The following is a 20,695-nucleotide window of genomic DNA, read 5'->3' as shown; positions in this document are numbered from 1 at the left end:
TGACTGCAGCTTTGCGGCAAGAACAGGTCGAGATCCCAGCACCGGCTCCGTCCCAGCATCGAATCGGCACCGACAACAATGGAGGATGGATCCCATGGCACACGTACAACGTTTCGACCACATCGGCATCACCGTCGCGGACCTCGACTCGGTGACGGCGTTCTTCGTCGGACTGGGTCTCGAGGTCGAGGGCACCGGATCCGTGGAGGGCGAGTTCGTGGAGACCGTCTGCGGCATCCCAGGCGCGCACTGTGAGATCGCGATGCTGCGGCCGCCCGATGGAGGGTCCCGGCTGGAGCTCGCGACCTTCGTCACGCCCGAGCACGAGCCCGGATCGCCCGCGGCGATGGCCAACGAGCTTGGCCTGCGCAACGTGTCCTTCGAGGTCGGCGACCTCCAGGCGGCCGTCGATGCGGTGGCTGCGGACGGGTACGGGCTCATCGGCGGCATCGGCGAGTACGAGAACAGCGTGCGGATGGCCTACGTGCGCGGGCCCGAAGGGATCATCGTGTCGCTGTTCGAGCAGATCGGCTGACGCGCGTGCGGGTTGCCCGCGTGTGTCTGTGCGCCCAGATCGTCTACAACGGCGTGGCAAGAGGCGCCGTACGGACGAGATCAGGAGCGGGTCGTAGGTTTGATCGAGGTCGAACGCCAAGAGGAGGGTGTGAACGAGATGAGCTCGGACGTGACTGACGACCAGATTCAAACCCTGGCCGCGACCGCCAAGCCCTTTAGCCTGGTTCAGCTTCGATGGAGCTCGGACCGATATCAGGACGGAGCCGAGGCGATCGAACTCGAGCACCAACGTCGCATGGTGTCGCTACGCGCCGAAGGTGTGATCGCGATCCTCTGTCCCGTCATCTCTGACACCGTTGCCGGCATGGCGATCATGACCGAGCCCCTTGAACGGGCACGGCAGACCATGGCCGCCGACCCGTGTGTGCAGGCCGGAATCATGACCTGTGAGGTCCTCCCGTGCCTCGGCTTCCCGGGCGACACACTCCCTGAGTAGCCACACTCTCCGTCAGCAGGCATCGGGACGGTCCAGCTCTCAGACTTGAACGCGCGCACCACGATCGCAAAACTGCTCCCCGGCCCCATCCCAAGACAACGCGCTAGTCCTTCGTGGCTGGCGACGTCGAGGTCGGGATGTGGATCGTCAACCAGGTGCACAGCTTCGGCGGACACGCGGATCGCGTCCCTGGTATCTGCTACTGGCGATAGATCTCCACGTGGGCGTTGGTGATCACGCCGGCATCCAACGTGGGGGCACCCCAATTCGTGCCGCAAGCCCCTGTGGCCTGACCTGTCGGCACGAATGAGCGACTGGACTGGCTAAAGGGCCCGATCGCATAGAACGGAAAGGCGTTGGGGATGCCGTGAAGGCCCCAGCAGTCGACGATCAGCGCGTACTCCCTACCAGGGGGTGCGTCGGTGTCATGGCAGGTCGCCGTCGCGCTGAAGGCATCCCGCTGGATGACGCAGTCCTGGGGGGCCGCCTGGGCGGTGCCGGAGCCGATGATCGCCGCGAAGGCGACACCCGTAACGACGGCGGCCGTGACGCGTGCTGTAGCCCTAATTGTGCCTCTCATTGAGATCCTTTCAGTAGCAATACGTCTGGTGCCGAGCAGTCCTGCTTGGCCCGTCCGATGACCGACGGCCCGCTCATCGCCCGGCGACAGGACGTTGCTGTTCTTTTGCGAATCCACTAGGCCCGGACGAGGGTCGATGCGAAGACTGGGCGCGGCTGTGCCACGGATGTTGTCCGGCGTCGAGTGGCCGGATTCGGAATGTCCGGACCTCGGGTCAACCATCGGCCTCGGCCGGGCTCAGCCCACAGATGGGCATTCTCTGGCAAGTACCGTACGTGTGGCCGGTTCAGATGACGATGGGCGCACCCGTGACGAGGTCCCAGAGTCCCAGGCCCAGGCCCAGGAACAGCACCGCACCCACTGCCGACTGCACCGGATTTCCGTTCAGAAAACCCTCAGCACCCCAGGCGACCAAATCAGTGAAGATTTCGGACGAACCCATACTTCTCGCTCCTTGTGTCGGTATATAGCCTTGGCACCTTGATCGTCCAGACCGACTGGTCCGTTACGGATTCGAATCTCTCAGCGCCGGCGAGCAGGTCGTAGGACTCAGCCAGGATTCGGTGCTCTCGGCCTGCGAGGCATCGGCTCCGCTTACGGAACCACCTGTCCGGCGGCGGCCTGTCGGCCAGACTGTCGTCTCGCTGCTGGTTGATTCTGCGGGACGCCACTGGCGTGATCACTCCAGCGCAGATACTCCGGGTCCGTCGAGGTCACCCAGCGCCGACTTGCGCCCCGATATTGCCATGAGCAGTGACAGTGCCGGGCCGCAGACTTCTGGGCCATCGCCGATCGACACGTCTGCGTCGGTGGCCCGCAACTGGACCGAGGAAATGAGTTGCTTCGCACCGCCCAGGGATACCGGGGTGCGCGCCTGATACCGCAACGACCTGACGACCGCCTCCGACGGATATATACGGGTGATGCCCAGCGGCCGTCGGATGTCTTCGCCATGGACGACCTCTTCGACCAGCCTGCTGTCGAGCGGTGCCGGCGGCGTCGACGTACGTGTTGCCACCTGCTGAAGCCCGGCGAGCGTTTGGCGGGGCGTGGCGCCGCGTTCGCGTTCGACGCCTTGGGCGTTCTGGCGATCGAAGTTGAAGCGCGCACGGGCCATGTTGCGCACGATGCCGAGGCGGGTGGTCTTCGCGTTGTTGATCAAATGTGCAGCGACGTCGTGCACGGTCCAGTCACCACAGAGCGACGGGTGGGCCCACTGGTCGTCGGTGAGGTCGGTGAGGTCATCGATCAGCGCCGCGCGCTCCGCGTGCACAATCGGCCAGACATCATTCATGAACCCAGTGTGACAAATACTGCCCGTCACCGACTGGATTGGGCCCGACGCCGTCCCGACCCAACGTCGTGGACGATTCATGCCCGCCGTGCCGCAAGCCGATCGGTGAACGGTCTCATCGGAGGTCCCTATGCCTTGGCGCGAGGAGTCCTAGTCGCCGCTGCAGCCGGTCGCGGTGCTAGCGCCCTCGCCGGACCGCGCATGCGGCGCGCAGCTCGGATCCTCGGACTGATTCCGAGTCCCGGCACCCGGCCGCGTCTACCGATCAGCGGCCAGCACTGCCGTGAGGCCTTCTTGCAGATCCTTGACGAAATACTCGGGAACCTCCAGTGACGGGAAATGTCCCCCTGTTTCGGGCGACCTCCATCGGACTATCTGTCGGTATCGCTCCTGCGCCCAGGCGCGCGGACACTTCTCGATGTCGCGGGGATACACACTGATTGCCGACGGGACGTCGACCCGAAGGTCGGGGTCGAGCGAGTTGTGGCTTTCGTAGTAAATGCGGGCTGACGATGCGCCGGTCCGCGTCAGCCAGTACAGAGTGACGTCGTCGAGAACTCTGTCTCTGGAAACCGTCTCGAACGGGCTATCTTCGGTATCTGTCCACTCGGCGAACTTGTCAAGGATCCAGGCGAGAAGCCCGACTGGTGAGTCCACGAGCGAGTAGCCGATGGTCTGCGGTCGGGTCGCCTGCTGCTTCGCATACGCCGCGTGGTGGCGCCAGAAATCGCGGGTTTCCTCGGTCCATTTGCGCTCGGCCGCCGTCAGCCCGTCCGTTGTCAACCCGGGCGGTGCCTGCGCGGTCGTTGTGTGGATGCCGAGAACGTGCGCCGGGAACCTTCCGCCGAGCACCGTGGTGATCACACCTCCCCAGTCGCCGCCGTGGGCTACGAACTTGTCGTAGCCGAGCCTTCCCATCAGTTCCACCCATGCGGCCGCGATCTTTTCGATTCCCCACCCGGTGGTGGCCGGCTTGTCGCTGTAACCAAAGCCCGGTAACGACGGGACCACGACGTGGAACGCTGGCGCGTCGGCATCTTTCGGATCTGCGAGCTCGTCTACTACATCGACGAACTCGGCAATGCTGCCTGGCCAGCCGTGCGTCAAGATCAGAGGAGTGGCATCTGCGCGCAAAGATCGGCGGTGTAGGAAGTGGATTCCCAGATCATCAATGGTCGTGCGGAACTGGCCGATCCGGTTGAGGCGCGCTTCGAACGACCGCCAGTTGTATCCGGTGCGCCAGTAGTTGACGACGTCGACGAGGTCGGCGAGAGGAACGCCCTGTTCCCATCGGCGAGGGTCGGGCGCGGCGCGATAGACCGTCTCAGCCTCCGGTAGCCGAGCCGCGGCTAATCGCGCGCGCAGATCGTCGAGGTCAGCGTCAGTTGCGTGGGCTTCAAATGCTTGCACGTCGCTGGTTGGACGGGGCATGAGACCTCCCGGTCATCGGGGAACCGGCTAAGACCAATCTCGAACCGGCTAAGACGGTTCTAACACGTCTTCCTGACAGCGTGCAACCCGCTAAGGTGGTTCCATGCGTGCTGGGTTCCCCGACTTTCGCCTCGGTAACGTGCTAGCGACCAGCTTCACGGGGACTCTGACGGAGCGTCATGGCAACGCTGTGGAGCGCATTCCAACGCCGCAGCGACTCGTCGACTGGTTGGCAGAGAACGGCCTAGCCGTGGACTCCTGCACCACCGCCCAACTCGAACTCGCTCGGGAACTGAGGGAATGTATTCACGCCGCAGCGACAGCGGCCGCGATCCAAGACGCTCTCCCTGCGTCCGCTGTCCACGTCATCAATGACTGCAGCATTCAGGGTCGGGCAGCGGCAATCCTGACTCCCGAGGGCAATCGGCGATGGCGACTGAGCTCGCCTCCCTGCGTTGAAGATGCCCTAGGCGTGATCGCCGCCGACGCGATCAGCATCATCGCAGGTGAACGAGACGGAAAATTGGCCCTGTGCGCATCGCCAACCTGCCAAGCCGCCTTCTTCGACACCAGCCAAAGCCGCACCCGCAGATGGTGTGACATGAACACGTGCGGGAATCGTCAGAAGAAAGCGCGCTTCAGTGCAAACCAGCGCAAGAATCCCAACTCGGCAAAGTAATCGTTACCGTCCGCACATCCAGGTGGGCCCACGTCTGCGACACATCTAGGTGACATGGACAGACAGCCGAGGACGATTTTCCCGATGGTCCAAACGAACCACGGCTATCTGGTGGCGGCGACTCCCGCAGCCATGTCCGCGACCTGAGTGCGCGGATGCAGGAAGTGTTCGCAGGCTTCGTCGCGCACACCGACGATCAGATCGGACGCCTCGTCGCGGTCCCCGACGAACTCGACGTCGCCGAGGACACGCTGGTCATCCTCATAGTCGGCGACAACGGGCCCAGCGCCGAAGGCGGATTGACCGGCACCGTCAACAACATGGCCACCCAGAACGGCATCCCCGACACCGTCGCGAACATCCTCCCGCACATCGACACCCTCGGCTCCGAACTCCATGAGAACCACTACCCGGTCGGCTGGGCCTGGGCCGGCTCTTCACCGTTCCAATGGACCAAACAGGTGGCCTCCCATTTCGGTGGCACCCGCAACCTCGCCGCGATGACCTGGCCCGGACACATCGAACCGGGAAGCATCCGCACCCAGTTCCATCACGTCATCGACATCGTCCCCACGATCCTCGAGGTCGTCGGGATCGACGCCCCCGGCGCATGTGAATGGCATCGAGCAGACCACCTTCGACGGTATCTCGATGGCGTGCACCTTCCCCGACAGCGCCGAATCCGAAGCGGACCTGCGTACCACCCAGTACTTCGAACACGGCGGGAACCGCGCCATCTACCACAACGGTTGGATGGCGGCCGCACGTCACGGCGTGCCGTGGCAGCTCGTCGGCAAACAGGGAGACTTCGATTCCGACACCTGAGAGCTCTACCACCTCGACGACGACTCTCCCAAGCCCACGACCTCGCCGCACAGCACCCCGACAAGCTGACCGAACTCAAGGACCTCTTCGACGCGCAGGCGTGGGCAGACAACGTCTACCCGCTCGACGACCGCTTCGCCGAACGAGCGTACGACCCGCTCCGCCCGTCGATGACCCACGGCCGCAACACCTTCGTCTACCGATCCGGAACTACCCGGGGCACCGCCGGATCCGCCGCGCCGACCTTAACGTCTCGCACCGCATCACCGCCCGCATCACCGTCCCGGAGACCGGCGGCGAAGGTGTCATCATCGCCAACGGCGGCCGATCCGCCGGCTACTCGCTCTACCTGCAGAACCGGCGACTGGTCGACGAATACAACTTCTTCGAAAGACCCGAACCATCGTGACCTCCAGCATCGACATTCCCGCCGGGAATATCGAGGTGGGCATCGAGTTCCTCGCCGACCAGGACTACAGCCCCGGCACCGGCGGGATCATCCGCATCGCCATCGACGGTCGAACAGTCGGCGAGGGACGCACCATTCCCGGCCGGTTCTCCGCATCCGAAACCCTCGATGTCGGCTGCGACCTCGGCGGACCGGTCAGCACCAGCTACGACAGCCCCCACCGATTCACCGGCGCGATCGACTGGGTCAAAATCGAAATCACCTCCGCACCACCATCAACGGCAACGCCCTGACACAACTTCTCGCTGCCCCTTCTGAGGTTGTGTTGCAGCGGCAGATGGAACCGGGTGCGGAAACCCGATGCAGAAACGGTGCGGGCCGATGCTTCCCGGGCGTTAGCCCACACGGTCGCTATCAACCGTGATCTGCTGCAAGGTCGCCGCCGGCCGCGCTTCGAGCGAGTACTGCCGCCGAGATATGCGCATGGACAGTCGAAGTGTGTTGCCACGTACCAGGCTCGATCGTCTGGCCACCACGAGTGAGCTTCCAGCCCGTGGAACGTTTCTGCTGCCCGAGCGACCGACCGCGCAGGAGGTAGTACCGGAAGCCCTCGACCGTGAGTTTCGGAACGCCGCGAACGAGGCCGGCGAATGCGGTGTTGCCTTTGCCAACGGACCCGTCCACCGAGATGAGTGTTGTTGCTCGGCAGGATTGATGCGTCGTGGGGATCAGCTCTGCGAGGGCAGTCAGCCGGCCCGTGTCTGCCGTCGACGGCCCTTCGCCGACCACCCACCAGCGCCCCCGCATACCCAGGTCGAAACCGGCGGGCAGGCCCGGACTCAGCGCACTCGGACGCGGAACCGCCCCGTGTAGATGATCGCGCACGACCGTCGAGTCGGCGCCTACGGCACCCGGAGGGTGACACTTCCGGCACCCAAGGGGGATGTTCGCGGCGGCGACGGAAACCGAGAATTGTCTGTGTACCCACACCCGCCCGAGGAGTCAGCATGTTCAGTCGCACCCCCGCCCAACGCGCCGTCGACACGGCACTGAAGAACGGGGCCTTGCCCCCCGGCGCACCTACGCAGGTGTGGGGACCCCTACTGGCCGACAAACGCGCCACACTCGCCCGCATGCGCACGATCACACTGACCCTCGCCGCGACGATCTGGTTCATGCTCACCATCGCCACGATCATCTCCGCCGCCGAGGGCTCCGCCACCTTCACCACCTACCTGCGGTCCGCGGTCTCGATGATCACCATCGCGGCACTACCGCTCGCATTTCACTACCACCTCCGCAAGGTGGACCAGCTCGCCTCGCAACTCCGACCCCTATAAGCCCGTCACCATGGCTACCACCACCGTCATCGGAATCTGCCTCCTCGTCACACCCATCATCGCGATGCTCGTCCTCGGAGAAATCCGGGATCGCCTGGCAAAGCACAAAGGTCGCCACCAGCTGACCGAGTTCCAACGACGATCACTGGGTAGGTACGTGACGAGGTACGCGCTGGACACCCTGTCCGACAATCCGCTTCCGCCACGGGACTGCCGCACCGAACCCCCTCACTGAGACGAGCACTGACCACCGCACCGCTGAACCACCGTGCGGCCATGGTGAGTAACCGGGTTCCGGTCGTGGTCGTCGACGTCGCACGCGGGGATCCGCTCGCCACCTCGGCGGGCGCACCGAGTTCGACCTTTGATGTTGTGGCTGGCAGCGTATACAGTTCGATCGCCATGTGACCGGACTCCTGGAACGTGATCATCCGCGTGACCCCGTCGAAGTACAGGTTGAGGTAATCGGCGCGGCCCTCCGACTGCACTGTCGCGTAGACCTCAGCGACCTTGAACATCTCTTAGCACAACACCATCCGGCCATCCCTACCTACCAAACTGTGTTGATACCAACACATTACATGCCGACGACCGCAACGCTCTCGGGCAGTTTGCAGACTTCCTCCATCGCTTCGGCCAAATCTTTCGATCACCTTGTTGTCGCGGGCGTCGTCGCGCCCGTAGGATCCGACGCCGAACTGCCGTCACCATCAGAGCGAGCAGTGCCACCGCTACCGCCGCGGACCAGAGGAGCCGAGCATGCAGAGTAGCCGTCGAAATCATCTCCACAGGAGCATGTTGTGAAATGCCGGGGTGAGGCAAAATTGCAGCAAGCCGCACCCCGTCGCAGCGGTTACACACTTGTGGAATCACCTTTGTTACCAGGCGAAAGCAATGCTCCGCACTCACGCCGGGGCGTACGGTCTCCAACTGCAATCCGGACGGCAGTGCCACTCCGGTCCACCAAGTTCGACGTTTCGAATACTGCTCCGTCCCAACCGGATCACCACGGGAGCACGGATCACCACGGGAGCAGACCGGATAGGCTCCGGCCCCGGTCGTCGGGTTTCGATGCCAGGTCGATGGCAGGCTGGCCGCGACCACCACAGAGGCCAACGGATCCGGCATCCGCCCATGAATCTGTACGACATCGTTGTCGGCGTTGGTCAGTGCCGTGTTGTCCCAACCCGCCCACGTCTTGCTGATCCGGGCGACCTCGGTGTCGGACTCGTCGACCACCGAAAAGTCCCAGGCCAACACGTTGTCAGCCCGGTGTTCCAGGAACGCCTGCTGTGGCTCGCCCGACGGGCGGACGGATGCGGCGACGGCCTGTGCCCGCCCGGGCGCAGAATCCCGGGCGGGCGCAGGTCGTCGATGGTGTGGTGCCGAACGGTGACGAGGGTTGTACGCCCTCCGTTGTTCTATCCGACGTTGCCGCCGGCGCCGCCCGTGCCACTGCCGCCGCGGTTTCCGACGCCGTCGCCGGTGGAGCCGCCGACACAGTCGCCGCCGTCCCCGCCCCGGCTGCCGCTCCCGGGCGCACCCGGCTGGCAGTCGGCGCGGCCCGGGGTGTCCGGAACTGTGACTCCGGCCACCGCGGGGCGGCCGAGAGTCCGGCCGTCGGACGCGGCGGCGGACCCGCAGGCGATCACCGCCGCCGCGGCACACGCAACGATCGTGGTCCTTCTCGACATGAGGTGCTCCCTACCCGACGTCGCCGCCCGCACCTCCGGTGCCGTTGCCGCCGGTGTTGTTGTTGCCGTTGCCATTGCTACCGCCGGTGCCAGCGCCACCGTTGCCACCCCTCTGGTTGTTCTCGAAACCGACGTTGATTCCGCCGCCGACGTCGCCGCCCGCACCTCCGGTGCCGTTGCCGCCGGTGTTGTTGTTGCCGTTGCCATTGCTACCGCCGGTGCCATTGCCACCGTTGCCGCCCTGCTGGCTGTTTTCGAAACCGATGTTGATCGGAACATCGAACGGGAACGCCGCGGCAGCGGACGCGGCGCCCGCCCCGAGCATCAGCATCGGCACCGCGGCGGCACCGACGACGAGCGCCCGCAGGCGGGACTTGCCGGACGTGGCGGACTTGGTGGACTTGGTGGTGTTCGACATGGTGAGTTCCTTACCGGTGTGAGTGGGTGGGTGGAGCTTTCGATGCCGTCAACGATGCCCGGCCCCATAGGGGTCACTCATCCCCATCAGGGTGCGCATCACCCCACCCCGCCGACTCTCCGAAATTGCACTCCCCCAGCGTATTACCGCACCCAATAGTTCAGGGTGCGGTACACCCCACCCTGAAGGGGACGCGCCCGAACATCGGCGTGAACCAGTGTTCAAGGAGAACACACCCCCTCCACCGCACGATCTTCAGGAGAATCCCATGACCCAGGGCGAACCGACCACACCGCACACCCGCCTTCGAACGTCGGATGGGCCGTCGCCGCCGTGGTGTTCTTCTGGCCGCTGCATTCGCCGCGTTCGGCAACGCACTGAAAGTGTTCCCCCGCTGGTACAGCGGCGACCTCGACGGCGCGCGCGCCGCATCAAAGAGGGCCAGAACCCTCGGCATCGTCGCTCTGAGCATCGGCGTCCTCTCCACCGCCTGGTGCCTGTCCTCCGCCTTCACCTGACCGAACCGGAACCACACACAGACTCGCAGAGGCCCGGGGGTGGTCACAGTCACCCCCAGGGTGGCTAACGCCGACAGCCCCCACCCACCACGATAGAAGGAGGCCGGAAACAACCGACACCCGTCACCACCCCACCCCCGACCGCGATCGCGAGAAAGCACGCCCCATGACGACGAACACCTTTACCCACCCAACGCACCGCCCTGACCGCGCACCGTGACCAACTCTCCCGAGCTCAGCGGATCGCGGTGCCCGCCCCGCTCCTCGCCCTGGCCGTCCTGTGGTGGTTCTTCCCCGCAGTCCTCACCCCGTGGCTCCCCCTCGCCAGCGCGGTGTGTCTCTCCCTCGGTATCGCCGCAGCCATCGTCATCGAGCAGATGCTCGACACCACCGCGCAGATCCTGGCCCAGATGCCCACCACCGCGCCTGTCCCAACCACCCCGCACCACAAGGACGACTCCCAGTGACAGACCCGACGCTGACCTACACCGACCACGAACACACCCATCAGATGCCGCTGACCCCAGACCGCTCCCCCATCACCGTCGGCCGCTCCGCCGATGCCGACCTGTCACTACAGACCGACCCGGACATCTCCCGCCTCCACGCCACACTCGAACGCATCGGCATCTACTGGACCATCATCGACGAAAGCCTCTCCCGCAACGGAACCTTCGTCAACGGCACACGGATATGGGGACGCCACACCCTGCACCCCGGAGATGTCATTCAGATCGGTTCCAGCACCCTCAGCTACCACGGTGAGCCCCCGACGGACTGCGGCATCACCAACATCGGCAACACCGCCGACCGCCCCCTCGACCTCACCCCCGCCCAGCACGCCGTCCTCACCGAACTGTGCCGACCGTTCCACGACGGCACCGACCACCCCATCCCCGCATCGAACCAACACATCGCCGACGCCCTGCAAGTGAGCATCGAAACCGTCAAAACACACCTGCACGCCCTCTACACCAAATTCCACCTCGACGACCTCCCTCCACACCACAAACGCGCTCAACTCGCCGCCCGCGCCCTCACCCACAGAATCCCCACCCCACACACCTCCTGACACGTGTCACTGTCGTCATCCGGCCGGTCGTCGGCGCCACGATCACCACCGCCGAGTACCTCGCCATCGAACAGGGGTACTTCGTCAAACCGAAGGGCTTCCGGGAACTCGGTGCCTAAGGGCCTTGGATCATCGACGGTCTCGACCCGGAGGGGCGCGAGGTGATCCTGCACGTGATCCCGGCCGTCCCACGTTTCATACTTCTCCGCACCTTCGGCTGGGGCTATCGCCGCAAGACCGCCCGGCTGTGGCGTCACGGGCCCGCGACCGCCGTGCCGTTGCTGAGCCTGGCACGATGGAGGACAACCTGCCAGGACGGGGCAACGATCGCTCCCGCCACTCCCAGACAACAAGTTGAGTAAAGGTATGCCAAGGGCCGCAAAGGTTTTGAGCACGCGGCCGGGGACCTCACGAACGCCATCTTTATGGAAGATGCGTCCACCACCGCGGAACAAAGCGGCGCGGATCCATGCACGGCTGCTGTCTCCCGGCATTCCATGATGCGCTTGACCTCGCCGAACCTGTACCGCTGAATATCGAACCGGATCCCGGTGAATCCCGTCTATGCCAGGCTCCCAGCTCGGTGTCCGCCGAACAGCAGCGCCGCCTCTCCCACCTCCTCGACGGCAACCACCTCGACCGCGCCGCCTCACCTGGCTAGGTCGCGGATGGCCCACCCTCTTCGACCAACTCGCCGACACCCTCCCGAACATCCGACAACCGAGCTGAGCGGCTCCCACCGTCCCCGCGATGGATTGTGGCCCCGACAGAGAAGATGGTCAGGACATGTCGCCGTGGACTGTCGAGAACCCGCGCGCGGCTTCGTCCCCGGAGTGAATCGGCCAGAATAGGCCGTACCGTACGAAGGAGAACATGATGGCCAAGTACCTGCTGCTCAAGCACTACCGCGGCGCGCCGGCATCGCTCAACGACGTGCCCATGGACCAGTGGACGCCGGAGGAGATCTCGGCCCACGTGCAGTACATGAACGACTTCGCCGCCCGGCTCGAGGGCACCGGCGAGTTCGTCGACAGTCAGGCACTCTCCCCGGAGGGCACGTTCGTCCGCTACGACGGCGAGGGGCGACCACCGGTCACCGACGGCCCGTTCGCCGAGACCAAGGACCTGATCGCCGGCTGGATGGTGATCGACGTCGACAGCCACGAGCGGGCGCTCGAACTGGCCGGCGAACTGTCCGCGGCCCCGGGCGCGGATGGGAAACCGATCCACGAGTGGCTCGAGCTGCGCCCGTTCCTGGCCGCCTCTCCGACCGTGACGGAGTGTGGATTTCACCGCGGGTGATGACATGCCCCCCCCGATCGTCCGATCGCAGTGCCGGGGCCGCTCGAACAAGGCCGACTGCCTAGTTCGTGAGCAAGAGCGGGCGAGAGGCGGCGACACTGCGGATGCACAAGATGAGCCGGAGGCGTTCACCCCGGGGTTGGCGCCTCCGGTCTTTTGCACGGAGCTCCGCCGCCACGGGTAGTTTCAGCTCGCGGCGAGAGTGCACCGAATCGACATCGGTGCGGGGCGCTCGACTCAGAAGGGACGGCGGAGTCTGCTGTCGGTTATCCGGACAAGCGGTTCCACGACGCCGATTTCACCGCACCACCCACGCCCTGCTCAGCCATCCCTTGATCGTCCCGACTTGAGAGCCATGGCCTGATCAGAAGCCTGTCCGTGCCGAAGGGCACGTGACCCGTCACAGATATGCCGCTGGGTGGTTCCACCCGGGCCGGTGCCGCCCTGACCCTTGCACCCGAAGGAGCGCGAAGGCCCATGACCATGGTGGCAGACACCGTTGATGCCGTCATCGGCGGCGACACACCGCGACACACACGCACTGGAGATGACCACACCGAACGGCGCAACTTCTCCGACGCCCTCGTGTGGATCGCCGAGCACGCCCCCGGCCCCCGTGTCGTGGTCGGACTCGAAGGCACCCGCAGATACGGAATCGACCTGGCTCGCGTGTTGACCGGTGCCGGACTGACCATCGTCGAGGTCGAGTGTCCCCGTCGGCAGACACGGCGCCGCGGCAAGTCCGACCCGGAGATCCGACGCTCACTCGAGCGCTACACCGCCCGCGAGCTCTTCCGCACCCTGAACGCCGCTGTCGCCCATTGACAAACAGAGAACCGTCCTCCCAGGGAGCCACCAACTCGACTTGGGCGTTAGAGCACGCGATGACCGCTGCCTACGACATCGACCTGCGCCCGATCTTGACCGGTCGCCTCACCGACGCCAGCCCTGACCTGCTGCGGAGTTTGTTGTCCACGTTCATCGACGCACTGATGGGCGCGCGAGGCCGACACCCTGTGCGGCGCCCGCTACGGCGAACGCTCTTCAGCGATCGCACCAACAGCCGCAACGGGTGCCGACACCGCGACTTCGCTCCCCCAAGCTCTTCGTGCAGGGCGGTACCCCCACCCGCGCCGGCACTCTCGACGTCGCCGTCCCCAAGCCGCCTCCGGCTCGCACTTCCCGGACTTGTTGCTGCAGCGCAGCAAGCGTGCCGAGCGGGCGCTGACTCGGTGGTGGCCAAGGACCTCGACGCCCAGTAGAACTCGGTGCTATCGGGCGTCGAGGCCGCCGTCGGCAAGAATTGTCTGTCCGGTGATGAAGCTCGCTCCGTCGCTCGTCAAATAGCTCAGTAGTGCCGCGATCTCTTCGGGCTGTCCCGCGCGTCCGAGCAGATTGGATGCGACTTCTCCGCGAACGGTCTCCGACCACGTTTCGGCCATGTCCGTCATGACGAACCCCGGCGCCACCGCGTTGACGGTGACCGCTGGTGCCAGCGCTTTGGCGAACGACGCAGTGACGTTCTCGAGGGCTGCCTTGGCCGCCGAGTAGCCGGTCACTTCGGGGCTTGCCAAATTGTCGCGTCCGCGGATGGACGACACGGTGACGATTCGTCCGCGTCCGAGGGCTGTCATCCCCGGTGCGACGGCGCGGATGAAGTTCACCGGCGCCAAGACGTTGGACCGGTACTCGTCTATCCAACGCTCGGTGTCGCCGGTGAGTGCATTCGTCGGTAGCACGGCTCCGATGGTGCAGATCAGCGCATCGATCTCGTAGCCCTGTTCAGTGATCTGCTGGACGGTTCGGTTCACCGCAGTTTCATCCTGCCCGTCGCAGGTGAAGGCGAGCGTGCCGAGTTCGGCTGCGAGTTGTTTCAGTTTCTCCGTTTCTGTCCGGCCGTGGAGTACCACGCGTGAGCCTGCAGCAGCTTCCAGTCGTGCTGCTGCTTCACCGATTCCGCGGGAGGAGCCCGCTATCAGGACCGTTCGTGTCATCGTCTGCCCCTCCATGATGGGTTGTTCAGAAGGCTCGATGTTTCGCCGACGGAGTACCCCGCTGTCGTGCCCAGCGTCGTTTCCGGAAGTCCGATCTCGACGTGCGATGCGGCGATCCTGAAGTCGCAATGAAGAGCCAGTTCCAGCCCGCCGCCGTACGCGCTGCCGCTCAACACCGCAACGGTGGTCTGCGGTAACGCCGCGAGGGACGCGGACGCCCGCTGTCCGGCTCGGGTCCACGCGCCACGGACGACTTCGGGGCCCGTCTGCCGGAAGTGGATCAGATTCGCGACGGGCCCGTTGATCTCGAGACGTATCCCGCCTGAATGGTCGTTCACTGCCTGGTCCGCTGCAGGCTGGTCCACCGGCGTTCGGTCAACAGGTGGATGTTGGCCCGGCCGCCGAGGTCGTCACCAAGTCCGGACGCCGCCCTACCACCGAACGGTACGTGCGACTCGTGCATGGCGGACACATCGTTGACGTGCACCATTCCGGTGCGAATCCGGTCGGCCACCGACCAGGCGTGGTCGAGGTCGCGGCCGAACACCGATGCGGTCAATCCGAATCGGGTGCCGTTGACGATGTCGAGTGCTTCCTCGACCGACTCGACGACGGTGATCGGCGCGACCGGCGCGAATACCTCTTCGTCGTGTAGCGGCATCCCCGGACGCACCGCGCGCACGACCGTCGGGCGCATCAGTGTGCCGGTCGCGGTGCCTCCCTCGACGACGTGCGCGCCCATCTCGACGCTGCGGGCGATCATGTCCTGCGCCTTGCCTACCTGCCGTGTCGACACCATGGGCCCGAGATCGACCTGTCCTGCATTCGGATCACCGACGGTCAGTGCCGCGGCGTGCGCGGCCAGTCTCGTCGTGTACTCGTCCGCGACAGCCGACAGCACGATGTGCCGGCCGGTCGCGATGCACACCTGGCCTTGGTGCCCGAACGAGGCTTCGGCGCCGCATCGTGCGGCCAATTCGACATCGGCATCTGCCAGTATGACGGTGGCATTGTTGCCACCGAGTTCGAGTGCCACCCGTTTGAGGCTCGGCGCGGCCGCGACGTTGATACGGCGCCCGGTCTCCCCGGAGCCGGTGAAGTGAATCATGTCGACCGCGGGGTGGGTCACCAGCGCCTGCCCGGCCGGTCCGCCGGTCAGTATCTCCACGACCCCGGCAGGGAGCCCCGCCTCGTCGAGTAGTTCACCGATCATCAGCCCGCCGCTGAACGGAGTTTCCGGAGCGGGTTTGAGTGCCACGGTGTTACCCAAGGCGATGGCGGGGGCGAGGACGCGCAGCGCGATGTGCAGTGGTGCATTCCAGGCCGTGATCAGCCCGACGACACCGACCGGCCGCCGTTCGACGATGTTCATGCGGCCGCGTTGCCCGGATGGGATCACCTCACCGAGCGCTGTGGTCGCGAGCTCCGCCGCTTGGTAGAACTCGAGGATGCTGGCACCGATCTCGCCCTCGGCCTTGGCCGTGGTGGCTCCGCCTTCACGCACCAGCATGCGCGCGAATCGATCTGTGTCGCGCTGGAGAAGCGTGGCGGCGCGGCGCAGGATCGCTGCTCGTTCGGTTGCCGGCACGGCGACCCAGTCCGGTTGGGTTCGGCCCAGTTCGGCGACGGCGCGATCGACGTCGACGGCGGACGAGACTGGTGCGGATCCGATGATCTCGCCGGTTGCCTTGTCCCGGACGTCGATTTCGGCGGTGGTGGTGGTCATGCGTTCACCTCGGTCTTCGTCCAGTCCGCTCGTGCTGCGGCACGGCCGAGCATGAGGGCGTGGATTTCGCTGGTTCCGTCGATGATCTGGATGATCTTTGCGTCGCGCATCAGGCGTTGGACCGGATAGTGCAGGTGCACTCCGTAGCCGCCGTGCAACTGAACTGCCTCGATGGTGTGGCGCATCGCGGCGTCGCTAGCGAACATCTTCGCGGCCGAGATCAGGTGCGCGTTCCCGCCCCCTCCGCGGGCGAACGAGTCGACACCGTCCCGGAGTAGCCCGCGTGCGGCGAGGTAGTCCGCGTGCATGTGTCCGAGTTTTTCCTGCACGATCTGCTGGTCGGCCAATGTGCGCCCAAATGCTTCCCGGTTGCGGACGTATTCGCTCGTTTCGCGCAGGGCGGCGCGCATGAATCCGACGCCGTAGCATCCCGCGTCGAGACGGGCGAGGTTGAGGCCTTCGAGCATGCCACGGAAGCCGTCGACGTTCAGTCGCCACGCGGCGGGGACGAGGCAGTTGTCGAAATACACGTTGGCCATGGGCATTCCGCGGAATCCGGACATCGGCTCGTCCTGTCCGACGGTCACGCCGGGTGTGTCGAGCGGCACGACGAATGCGGCTGTGGCCGCGTCGCGATCCTTCGAATCCAGCTTGGTCAGGACGATGCAGAAGTCGGCCTGCGGCGATTGGGTGATCCAGGCCTTCTCGCCGGTGATCGAGAACGTGTCGGCGTCGATCGTCGTCGCGACGGTCTTGCCTGCGCGGATGTCGGTGCCAGCGTGCGGTTCGCTGAGCGCGAAGCTGCCGCGAGCGGATCCGTCAATCAGGCCCGGAAGCCATCTGCGTCGCACGTCGTCCGGTGCGTAGGTCGCCAGGAGGTATCCGTGCAGCCGTGCAATGGAGATCCCCAGCGCGACGGCACCCGAGTACGACGCCACCAGTTCGGTGGTCTCGTGGGCCAGCGACAACATCGCGGTATCGACTTTCCCGTCGTCGTCGAAGATCAGGCCCTGCAGACCGATGTCTGCGGCCTGGGTCAGCAGGTCGGGAAAGAACTCCGCGGTTTCGTCGATGCTCTGTGCCCGGGGTGCGATCTTGGTGCGGCAGAAGTCGGCGACCACCTCGAGGAGTTCCTGGGAGGTGTCGTCGAGTCGCGGGTTCGGTGTCATGCGTCCACCCCGTTGTCTGCCCATTCGTAACGGATGACGCCGCGCAGGTTCTTCCCCGCCAGCAGGTCGTCATAGGCCTCGTTGATCTCCTCAAGCCGGTATTCCTTGGTGACGAGCCCGTCCAGGTCGATTTGCCCGGAATCCCACAACCGCAGCATGGCGGGGATGTCGTTGCGAGGGTTGCAGCCACCGTTCAGGGATCCGGTGAGCGTCTTCTGCCACAGCACGAACTCGGACGGGTTGATCGGGATGTCCGGCTGGTCGTGGCGGGTCAGTCCCACAACGGTCGCCACTCCGCCCTTGCGGACCGAGCGCACCGCCGCGCCGATAGTCTCGGGGGTGGCGATCGCCTCGAACGACCGGTCGACACCGACGCCCCAGGTGAGTTCGGTCGCGAACTCCACCGGATCGGTGACGGTCGGGTTGACGGTGTGTGTTGCACCGAAAAGCTTGGACTGTTCCAACTTCCAGTCGTTGATGTCGCACGCGATGATGCGTTTCGCGCCCGCAATCTTGGCGCCCTGCACGATGTTCATCCCGATGCCGCCGACGCCATAGACCATGACGTCGTCACCAGGCCGGACGCCGCCGCGATAGATCGCGGTCCCGACTCCAGTGGTGACGCCGCACGCCACCAGACATGCTCGTTCCAGCCGGTAGTGCGGCTCGACCTTCACGACGGACTGTCCCGGTACGACGGTCCATTCACTGAAGGTGGAGACGAGGCAGAACTGGCCGAGGCCGGTGCCTTCGTCGTCGTGGAAACGGTGGGTTCCGTCGATCTGCGGACCCTGCACGGTGTACGCGCCGAGGTCGCAGAGGTTGGTTTGTCCGTCGGTGCACCACCGGCACGTGCCGCAGGACGGAAGGTATGACATGACGACGTGATCACCCGGTTTGACGTGGCTCACAGCAGAGCCGACCTTCTCGACGACACCGGCGCCCTCGTGCCCGAAAATCATGGGCAGCTGGGCGATCTGGTCGCCGGTCACGTGGTGCATGTCCGAATGGCAGATTCCCGAGGCGACCAGGTGCACGAGTACCTCGGTGGCGGAGGGGTCGTCGAGTTCGACTTCTTTCACGTCGAATTTCGTGTTCAGGCCGTAGGTCACGGCGGCGCGTGTACGCATGTCAGTTCTCCTCGCTGGTGGTGCCGGCATCGGCCGGCGCTGGGTGTGCGCTTGCTCGTGCCTCCCGAAACAGGGAGGGATCCATGTGTCCGACGGATTCGGAGATCTTGGGCCGGAAATCCATCAGTGCCACGATCTGCTCGGTCGTCCAGCCCGGTGCCACCTCGATCAGGACGGGGCCGTCGTCGCCGAGTGCGAAGACCGCACGTTCGGTGACGTAGAGGACCTCTTGACCGCGTTCGCGGGCCAGCCGGGCGTTGAACGTGATCTGCCTTACTTGCTGGACGAACTTGTGGTGTGTGCCTTCGCTGGTGACCTGCAGGGCCGATCCGGTCAGGTCCGTGCGCAGACCGCCGGCGGTGAGGGAACCGCAGAAGACCACCTTCTTGGCGGCCTGCGAAATGTTGATGAAGCCGCCGGCACCGAAGATCCGGCCGTCCACGAGTGAACTGTTGACGTTGCCTTCCATATCGACTTCGGCGAATCCGAGGCAGGTGACGTCAAGGCCGCCGCCGTCGTAGAAATCGAACTGGGAGGCATGCTCGATGACCGCCTCGGGATTCATCGTCACTCCGAAGATGACCCCGCGTTCGGGCACTCCACCGACCATGCCCTGTTCGACGGTCAGGGTCATCTCGGCCAGTCGGCCCTCTTCCAGGGCCGCGTTGGCGACCCCGTCGGCCATCCCGACACCGAGATTCACCACTGCCCCGTAGGGGATTTCGTCGAGCGCGCGGCGGGCGACCACCTTGCGTTCGCTGAGCGGCATCGCCGGGGAGCGCCCGAACGGCACGTACACCTCGCCTGAAAACGCGGGGTCGTAGTGGTTGATCGCGGTCTGCCATTGGTCTTCGTCGACGACGACCATGTCGATGAGATGGCCGGGGACGACCACACTTTTCGGATTCAGCGTGTGCGCGGCGGCCACCCGCTTGACCTGGGCGATAACGATGCCTCCGCTGTTGCGGACCGCCATCGCCGCGGCGAGCACTCCGAGCTTGGCGGTCTCGTGTTCGAGTGTGAGGTTGCCGTGCTCGTCCGCCGTGGTGCCGCGAATCAGGGCGACGTCGAACGACGGGCTGGGATAGTAGAGGTATTCCTCGTCCTCGAGTTCGAGGACCTTCACCAGATCCGCGGTCGTCGCGTCGTTCAGTTTTCCGCCGCCGTGCCGCGGATCGATGAAGGTCCCCAGCCCGACCTTGGTGACCAGGCCCGGCCTGTGCGCTGCGCTCTCCCGAAGCAGCTGTGCCAGTACACCTTGCGGCAGATTGTAGGCCTCGATCTCGCCGTCGTGCGCCATGGTCGACAGAGTGGGCGTCATCGCCCAGTGTCCGGCGACCGCAGTCTTGACCAGACCGGGGATCGCCATCATGTCCATCCCGGCGCCGTTGCGATCACCGATACCACTGCAGAAGTACACGGACAGTTCCGACGGTGCCGCGGTGTGCCGGTATCGCTCGGCGACGGCCGCGATCAGCGCCGACGGCTCGATGACCCCGCCTCCGGACGCTTCGACCAGCACACGCGCGCGGTCGGGGACTCGGTCGACCGCCTCGCGTGCGGTGAGAAATTCGGGTGCGATCTTTCCGCTGGTTCTCATGGCATTACTCCTCCCCCGTTGACGTGAATGGTTTGGCCGGTCACGAAGCTGGCGTCCGTGCCCGCGACCCAGGAGACCGCCGTGGCCACCTCGTCGGCGGTGCCGAAGCGCTTCATCACCTGCTGCTGTGTCTTCTGCTCGACCCATTCGGGGGTCGCGTGCGCTGCGGTCATCGGTGTCTCGATCGGTCCCGGGGCCACGCAATTGACCCGGACTTCGGGGCCGAGTTGTCGTGCGAGGGCCCGGGTCAGCCCGGACACTCCGGCCTTCGAGGCTGCGTACGCGGCGCAGTTGATGCCTCCGGTGTAGCCGAGTTGGCTTCCGATGGTGACGATGGCCCCACCGGTTCTGCGGAGCTCGTCCATGGCCGCGATCGCGCACAGAGGAAAGTCCCGGTCAGGTTCACCGACAGTGTGTGGTTCCACGTTGCGAGGTCCAGGTCGTCGATCGCCCGTTGGCGGCATGTCACGGCACCGCCCAACCCGCCCTCCGCGCCGGTCAC

25 protein-coding genes and 2 pseudogenes are annotated in these 20,695 nt (G+C 65.3%); 14 read left to right on the top strand and 13 right to left on the bottom strand.

Going from position 1 to position 20,695, the window contains the following annotated elements; all coding sequences use genetic code 11:
• Nucleotides 1–94: 94 nt before the first annotated feature.
• Nucleotides 95–535, top strand: coding sequence for a VOC family protein (locus DTA22_RS34060; RefSeq protein WP_112302419.1), 441 nt, complete (start codon nucleotides 95–97; stop codon nucleotides 533–535).
• A gap of 99 nt (nucleotides 536–634) precedes the next feature.
• On the top strand, nucleotides 635–1,012 hold the full coding sequence (locus tag DTA22_RS34055; RefSeq protein ID WP_218027729.1) for a YciI family protein: 378 nt from the start codon (nucleotides 635–637) through the stop codon (nucleotides 1,010–1,012).
• A gap of 199 nt (nucleotides 1,013–1,211) precedes the next feature.
• Here DTA22_RS34055 and DTA22_RS34050 read toward each other — a convergent pair whose 3' ends face one another.
• The 4 genes from DTA22_RS34050 to DTA22_RS34040 form a co-directional block, all read right to left on the bottom strand.
• On the bottom strand, nucleotides 1,212–1,592 hold the full coding sequence (locus tag DTA22_RS34050) for a hypothetical protein (RefSeq protein WP_245973281.1): 381 nt from the start codon (nucleotides 1,590–1,592) through the stop codon (nucleotides 1,212–1,214).
• Between the two features lie 286 nt (nucleotides 1,593–1,878).
• Nucleotides 1,879–2,034, bottom strand: a complete 156-nt coding sequence (locus DTA22_RS36395) for a hypothetical protein (RefSeq protein ID WP_174233902.1) — start codon at nucleotides 2,032–2,034, stop codon at nucleotides 1,879–1,881.
• Between the two features lie 237 nt (nucleotides 2,035–2,271).
• Nucleotides 2,272–2,886, bottom strand: coding sequence for a maleylpyruvate isomerase family mycothiol-dependent enzyme (locus DTA22_RS34045; protein ID WP_112302342.1), 615 nt, complete (start codon nucleotides 2,884–2,886; stop codon nucleotides 2,272–2,274).
• 258 nt (nucleotides 2,887–3,144) lie between these two features.
• Nucleotides 3,145–4,317, bottom strand: a complete 1,173-nt coding sequence (locus DTA22_RS34040) for an epoxide hydrolase family protein (RefSeq protein ID WP_112302341.1) — start codon at nucleotides 4,315–4,317, stop codon at nucleotides 3,145–3,147.
• Between the two features lie 103 nt (nucleotides 4,318–4,420).
• Between DTA22_RS34040 and DTA22_RS34035 the strand changes: the two genes are divergently transcribed.
• From DTA22_RS34035 to DTA22_RS34020, 6 genes and pseudogenes are all read left to right on the top strand, one after another.
• Nucleotides 4,421–4,996, top strand: coding sequence for a CGNR zinc finger domain-containing protein (locus DTA22_RS34035; protein WP_112302340.1), 576 nt, complete (start codon nucleotides 4,421–4,423; stop codon nucleotides 4,994–4,996).
• A gap of 143 nt (nucleotides 4,997–5,139) precedes the next feature.
• A pseudogene (locus DTA22_RS37235) lies at nucleotides 5,140–5,532 on the top strand (sulfatase-like hydrolase/transferase); the annotation flags it as partial.
• A gap of 115 nt (nucleotides 5,533–5,647) precedes the next feature.
• On the top strand, nucleotides 5,648–5,821 hold the full coding sequence (locus tag DTA22_RS36955) for a hypothetical protein (RefSeq protein ID WP_245973283.1): 174 nt from the start codon (nucleotides 5,648–5,650) through the stop codon (nucleotides 5,819–5,821).
• 405 nt (nucleotides 5,822–6,226) lie between these two features.
• A complete protein-coding gene (locus tag DTA22_RS36950) occupies nucleotides 6,227–6,523 on the top strand; it encodes a hypothetical protein (RefSeq protein ID WP_245973284.1) in 297 nt (98 codons plus the stop codon).
• Between the two features lie 714 nt (nucleotides 6,524–7,237).
• A complete protein-coding gene (locus tag DTA22_RS34025; protein WP_112302338.1) occupies nucleotides 7,238–7,570 on the top strand; it encodes a hypothetical protein in 333 nt (110 codons plus the stop codon).
• Between the two features lie 10 nt (nucleotides 7,571–7,580).
• Complete coding sequence (locus DTA22_RS34020) at nucleotides 7,581–7,805, top strand: hypothetical protein (RefSeq protein ID WP_112302337.1); 225 nt, start codon at nucleotides 7,581–7,583, stop codon at nucleotides 7,803–7,805.
• Nucleotides 7,806–8,991: 1,186 nt separating this feature from the next.
• Here the strand turns inward: DTA22_RS34020 and DTA22_RS36145 are convergent.
• Complete coding sequence (locus DTA22_RS36145) at nucleotides 8,992–9,264, bottom strand: hypothetical protein (protein WP_160118543.1); 273 nt, start codon at nucleotides 9,262–9,264, stop codon at nucleotides 8,992–8,994.
• A gap of 10 nt (nucleotides 9,265–9,274) precedes the next feature.
• Nucleotides 9,275–9,682 carry a hypothetical protein gene (locus tag DTA22_RS34010; RefSeq protein ID WP_112302336.1) on the bottom strand — a complete coding sequence of 136 codons (408 nt, stop codon included), beginning with the start codon at nucleotides 9,680–9,682 and terminating at the stop codon, nucleotides 9,275–9,277.
• A gap of 317 nt (nucleotides 9,683–9,999) precedes the next feature.
• Here DTA22_RS34010 and DTA22_RS34005 point away from each other — a divergent pair, with 317 nt between their 5' ends.
• The 6 genes and pseudogenes from DTA22_RS34005 to DTA22_RS36945 form a co-directional block, all read left to right on the top strand.
• A complete protein-coding gene (locus DTA22_RS34005; RefSeq protein WP_409372745.1) occupies nucleotides 10,000–10,200 on the top strand; it encodes a CD225/dispanin family protein in 201 nt (66 codons plus the stop codon).
• Between the two features lie 248 nt (nucleotides 10,201–10,448).
• Nucleotides 10,449–10,667, top strand: a complete 219-nt coding sequence (locus DTA22_RS34000; protein WP_176582591.1) for a hypothetical protein — start codon at nucleotides 10,449–10,451, stop codon at nucleotides 10,665–10,667.
• Nucleotides 10,664–11,272, top strand: a complete 609-nt coding sequence (locus DTA22_RS33995; protein WP_112302335.1) for an FHA domain-containing protein — start codon at nucleotides 10,664–10,666, stop codon at nucleotides 11,270–11,272. Before DTA22_RS34000 ends, DTA22_RS33995 begins: the two co-directional genes overlap by 4 nt.
• Nucleotides 11,273–12,148: 876 nt before the next feature.
• A complete protein-coding gene (locus tag DTA22_RS33985; RefSeq protein ID WP_112302334.1) occupies nucleotides 12,149–12,574 on the top strand; it encodes a YciI family protein in 426 nt (141 codons plus the stop codon).
• 477 nt (nucleotides 12,575–13,051) lie between these two features.
• The gene (locus tag DTA22_RS33980; RefSeq protein WP_112302333.1) at nucleotides 13,052–13,399 is read left to right on the top strand and encodes a hypothetical protein; all 348 of its coding nucleotides are present in this window, start codon (nucleotides 13,052–13,054) and stop codon (nucleotides 13,397–13,399) included.
• Nucleotides 13,400–13,458: 59 nt separating this feature from the next.
• Nucleotides 13,459–13,804: pseudogene (locus DTA22_RS36945) on the top strand (transposase); the annotation flags it as partial.
• Between the two features lie 41 nt (nucleotides 13,805–13,845).
• Here the strand turns inward: DTA22_RS36945 and DTA22_RS33970 are convergent.
• The 7 genes from DTA22_RS33970 to DTA22_RS33940 are packed head-to-tail and all read right to left on the bottom strand — an operon-like array spanning nucleotide 13,846 to nucleotide 20,618.
• The gene (locus DTA22_RS33970) at nucleotides 13,846–14,568 is read right to left on the bottom strand and encodes an SDR family NAD(P)-dependent oxidoreductase (protein WP_112302416.1); all 723 of its coding nucleotides are present in this window, start codon (nucleotides 14,566–14,568) and stop codon (nucleotides 13,846–13,848) included.
• A complete protein-coding gene (locus DTA22_RS33965) occupies nucleotides 14,565–14,906 on the bottom strand; it encodes an enoyl-CoA hydratase-related protein (protein ID WP_245973285.1) in 342 nt (113 codons plus the stop codon). The genes DTA22_RS33970 and DTA22_RS33965 overlap by 4 nt, the downstream gene beginning before the upstream one ends.
• The gene (locus DTA22_RS33960) at nucleotides 14,903–16,294 is read right to left on the bottom strand and encodes an aldehyde dehydrogenase family protein (protein ID WP_112302331.1); all 1,392 of its coding nucleotides are present in this window, start codon (nucleotides 16,292–16,294) and stop codon (nucleotides 14,903–14,905) included. The genes DTA22_RS33965 and DTA22_RS33960 overlap by 4 nt, the downstream gene beginning before the upstream one ends.
• Nucleotides 16,291–17,463: an acyl-CoA dehydrogenase family protein gene (locus DTA22_RS33955; RefSeq protein ID WP_112302330.1), complete on the bottom strand. Its 1,173-nt coding sequence runs from the start codon at nucleotides 17,461–17,463 to the stop codon at nucleotides 16,291–16,293. Before DTA22_RS33955 ends, DTA22_RS33960 begins: the two co-directional genes overlap by 4 nt.
• Nucleotides 17,460–18,593, bottom strand: a complete 1,134-nt coding sequence (locus tag DTA22_RS33950) for a Zn-dependent alcohol dehydrogenase (RefSeq protein ID WP_112302329.1) — start codon at nucleotides 18,591–18,593, stop codon at nucleotides 17,460–17,462. The genes DTA22_RS33955 and DTA22_RS33950 overlap by 4 nt, the downstream gene beginning before the upstream one ends.
• A gap of 1 nt (nucleotide 18,594) precedes the next feature.
• The gene (locus DTA22_RS33945; protein WP_112302328.1) at nucleotides 18,595–20,193 is read right to left on the bottom strand and encodes an acyl CoA:acetate/3-ketoacid CoA transferase; all 1,599 of its coding nucleotides are present in this window, start codon (nucleotides 20,191–20,193) and stop codon (nucleotides 18,595–18,597) included.
• Nucleotides 20,190–20,618, bottom strand: a complete 429-nt coding sequence (locus DTA22_RS33940; RefSeq protein WP_245973286.1) for an SDR family NAD(P)-dependent oxidoreductase — start codon at nucleotides 20,616–20,618, stop codon at nucleotides 20,190–20,192. The genes DTA22_RS33945 and DTA22_RS33940 overlap by 4 nt, the downstream gene beginning before the upstream one ends.
• Nucleotides 20,619–20,695: the final 77 nt, after the last annotated feature.

Source organism: Rhodococcus wratislaviensis (assembly GCF_900455735.1).
In the GTDB taxonomy this organism is placed as follows: Bacteria; Actinomycetota; Actinomycetes; order Mycobacteriales; family Mycobacteriaceae; genus Rhodococcus_F; species Rhodococcus_F wratislaviensis.
Note: the sequence above shows the minus strand (reverse complement) of the source record. Positions and strands in the feature narration are given on the sequence as shown.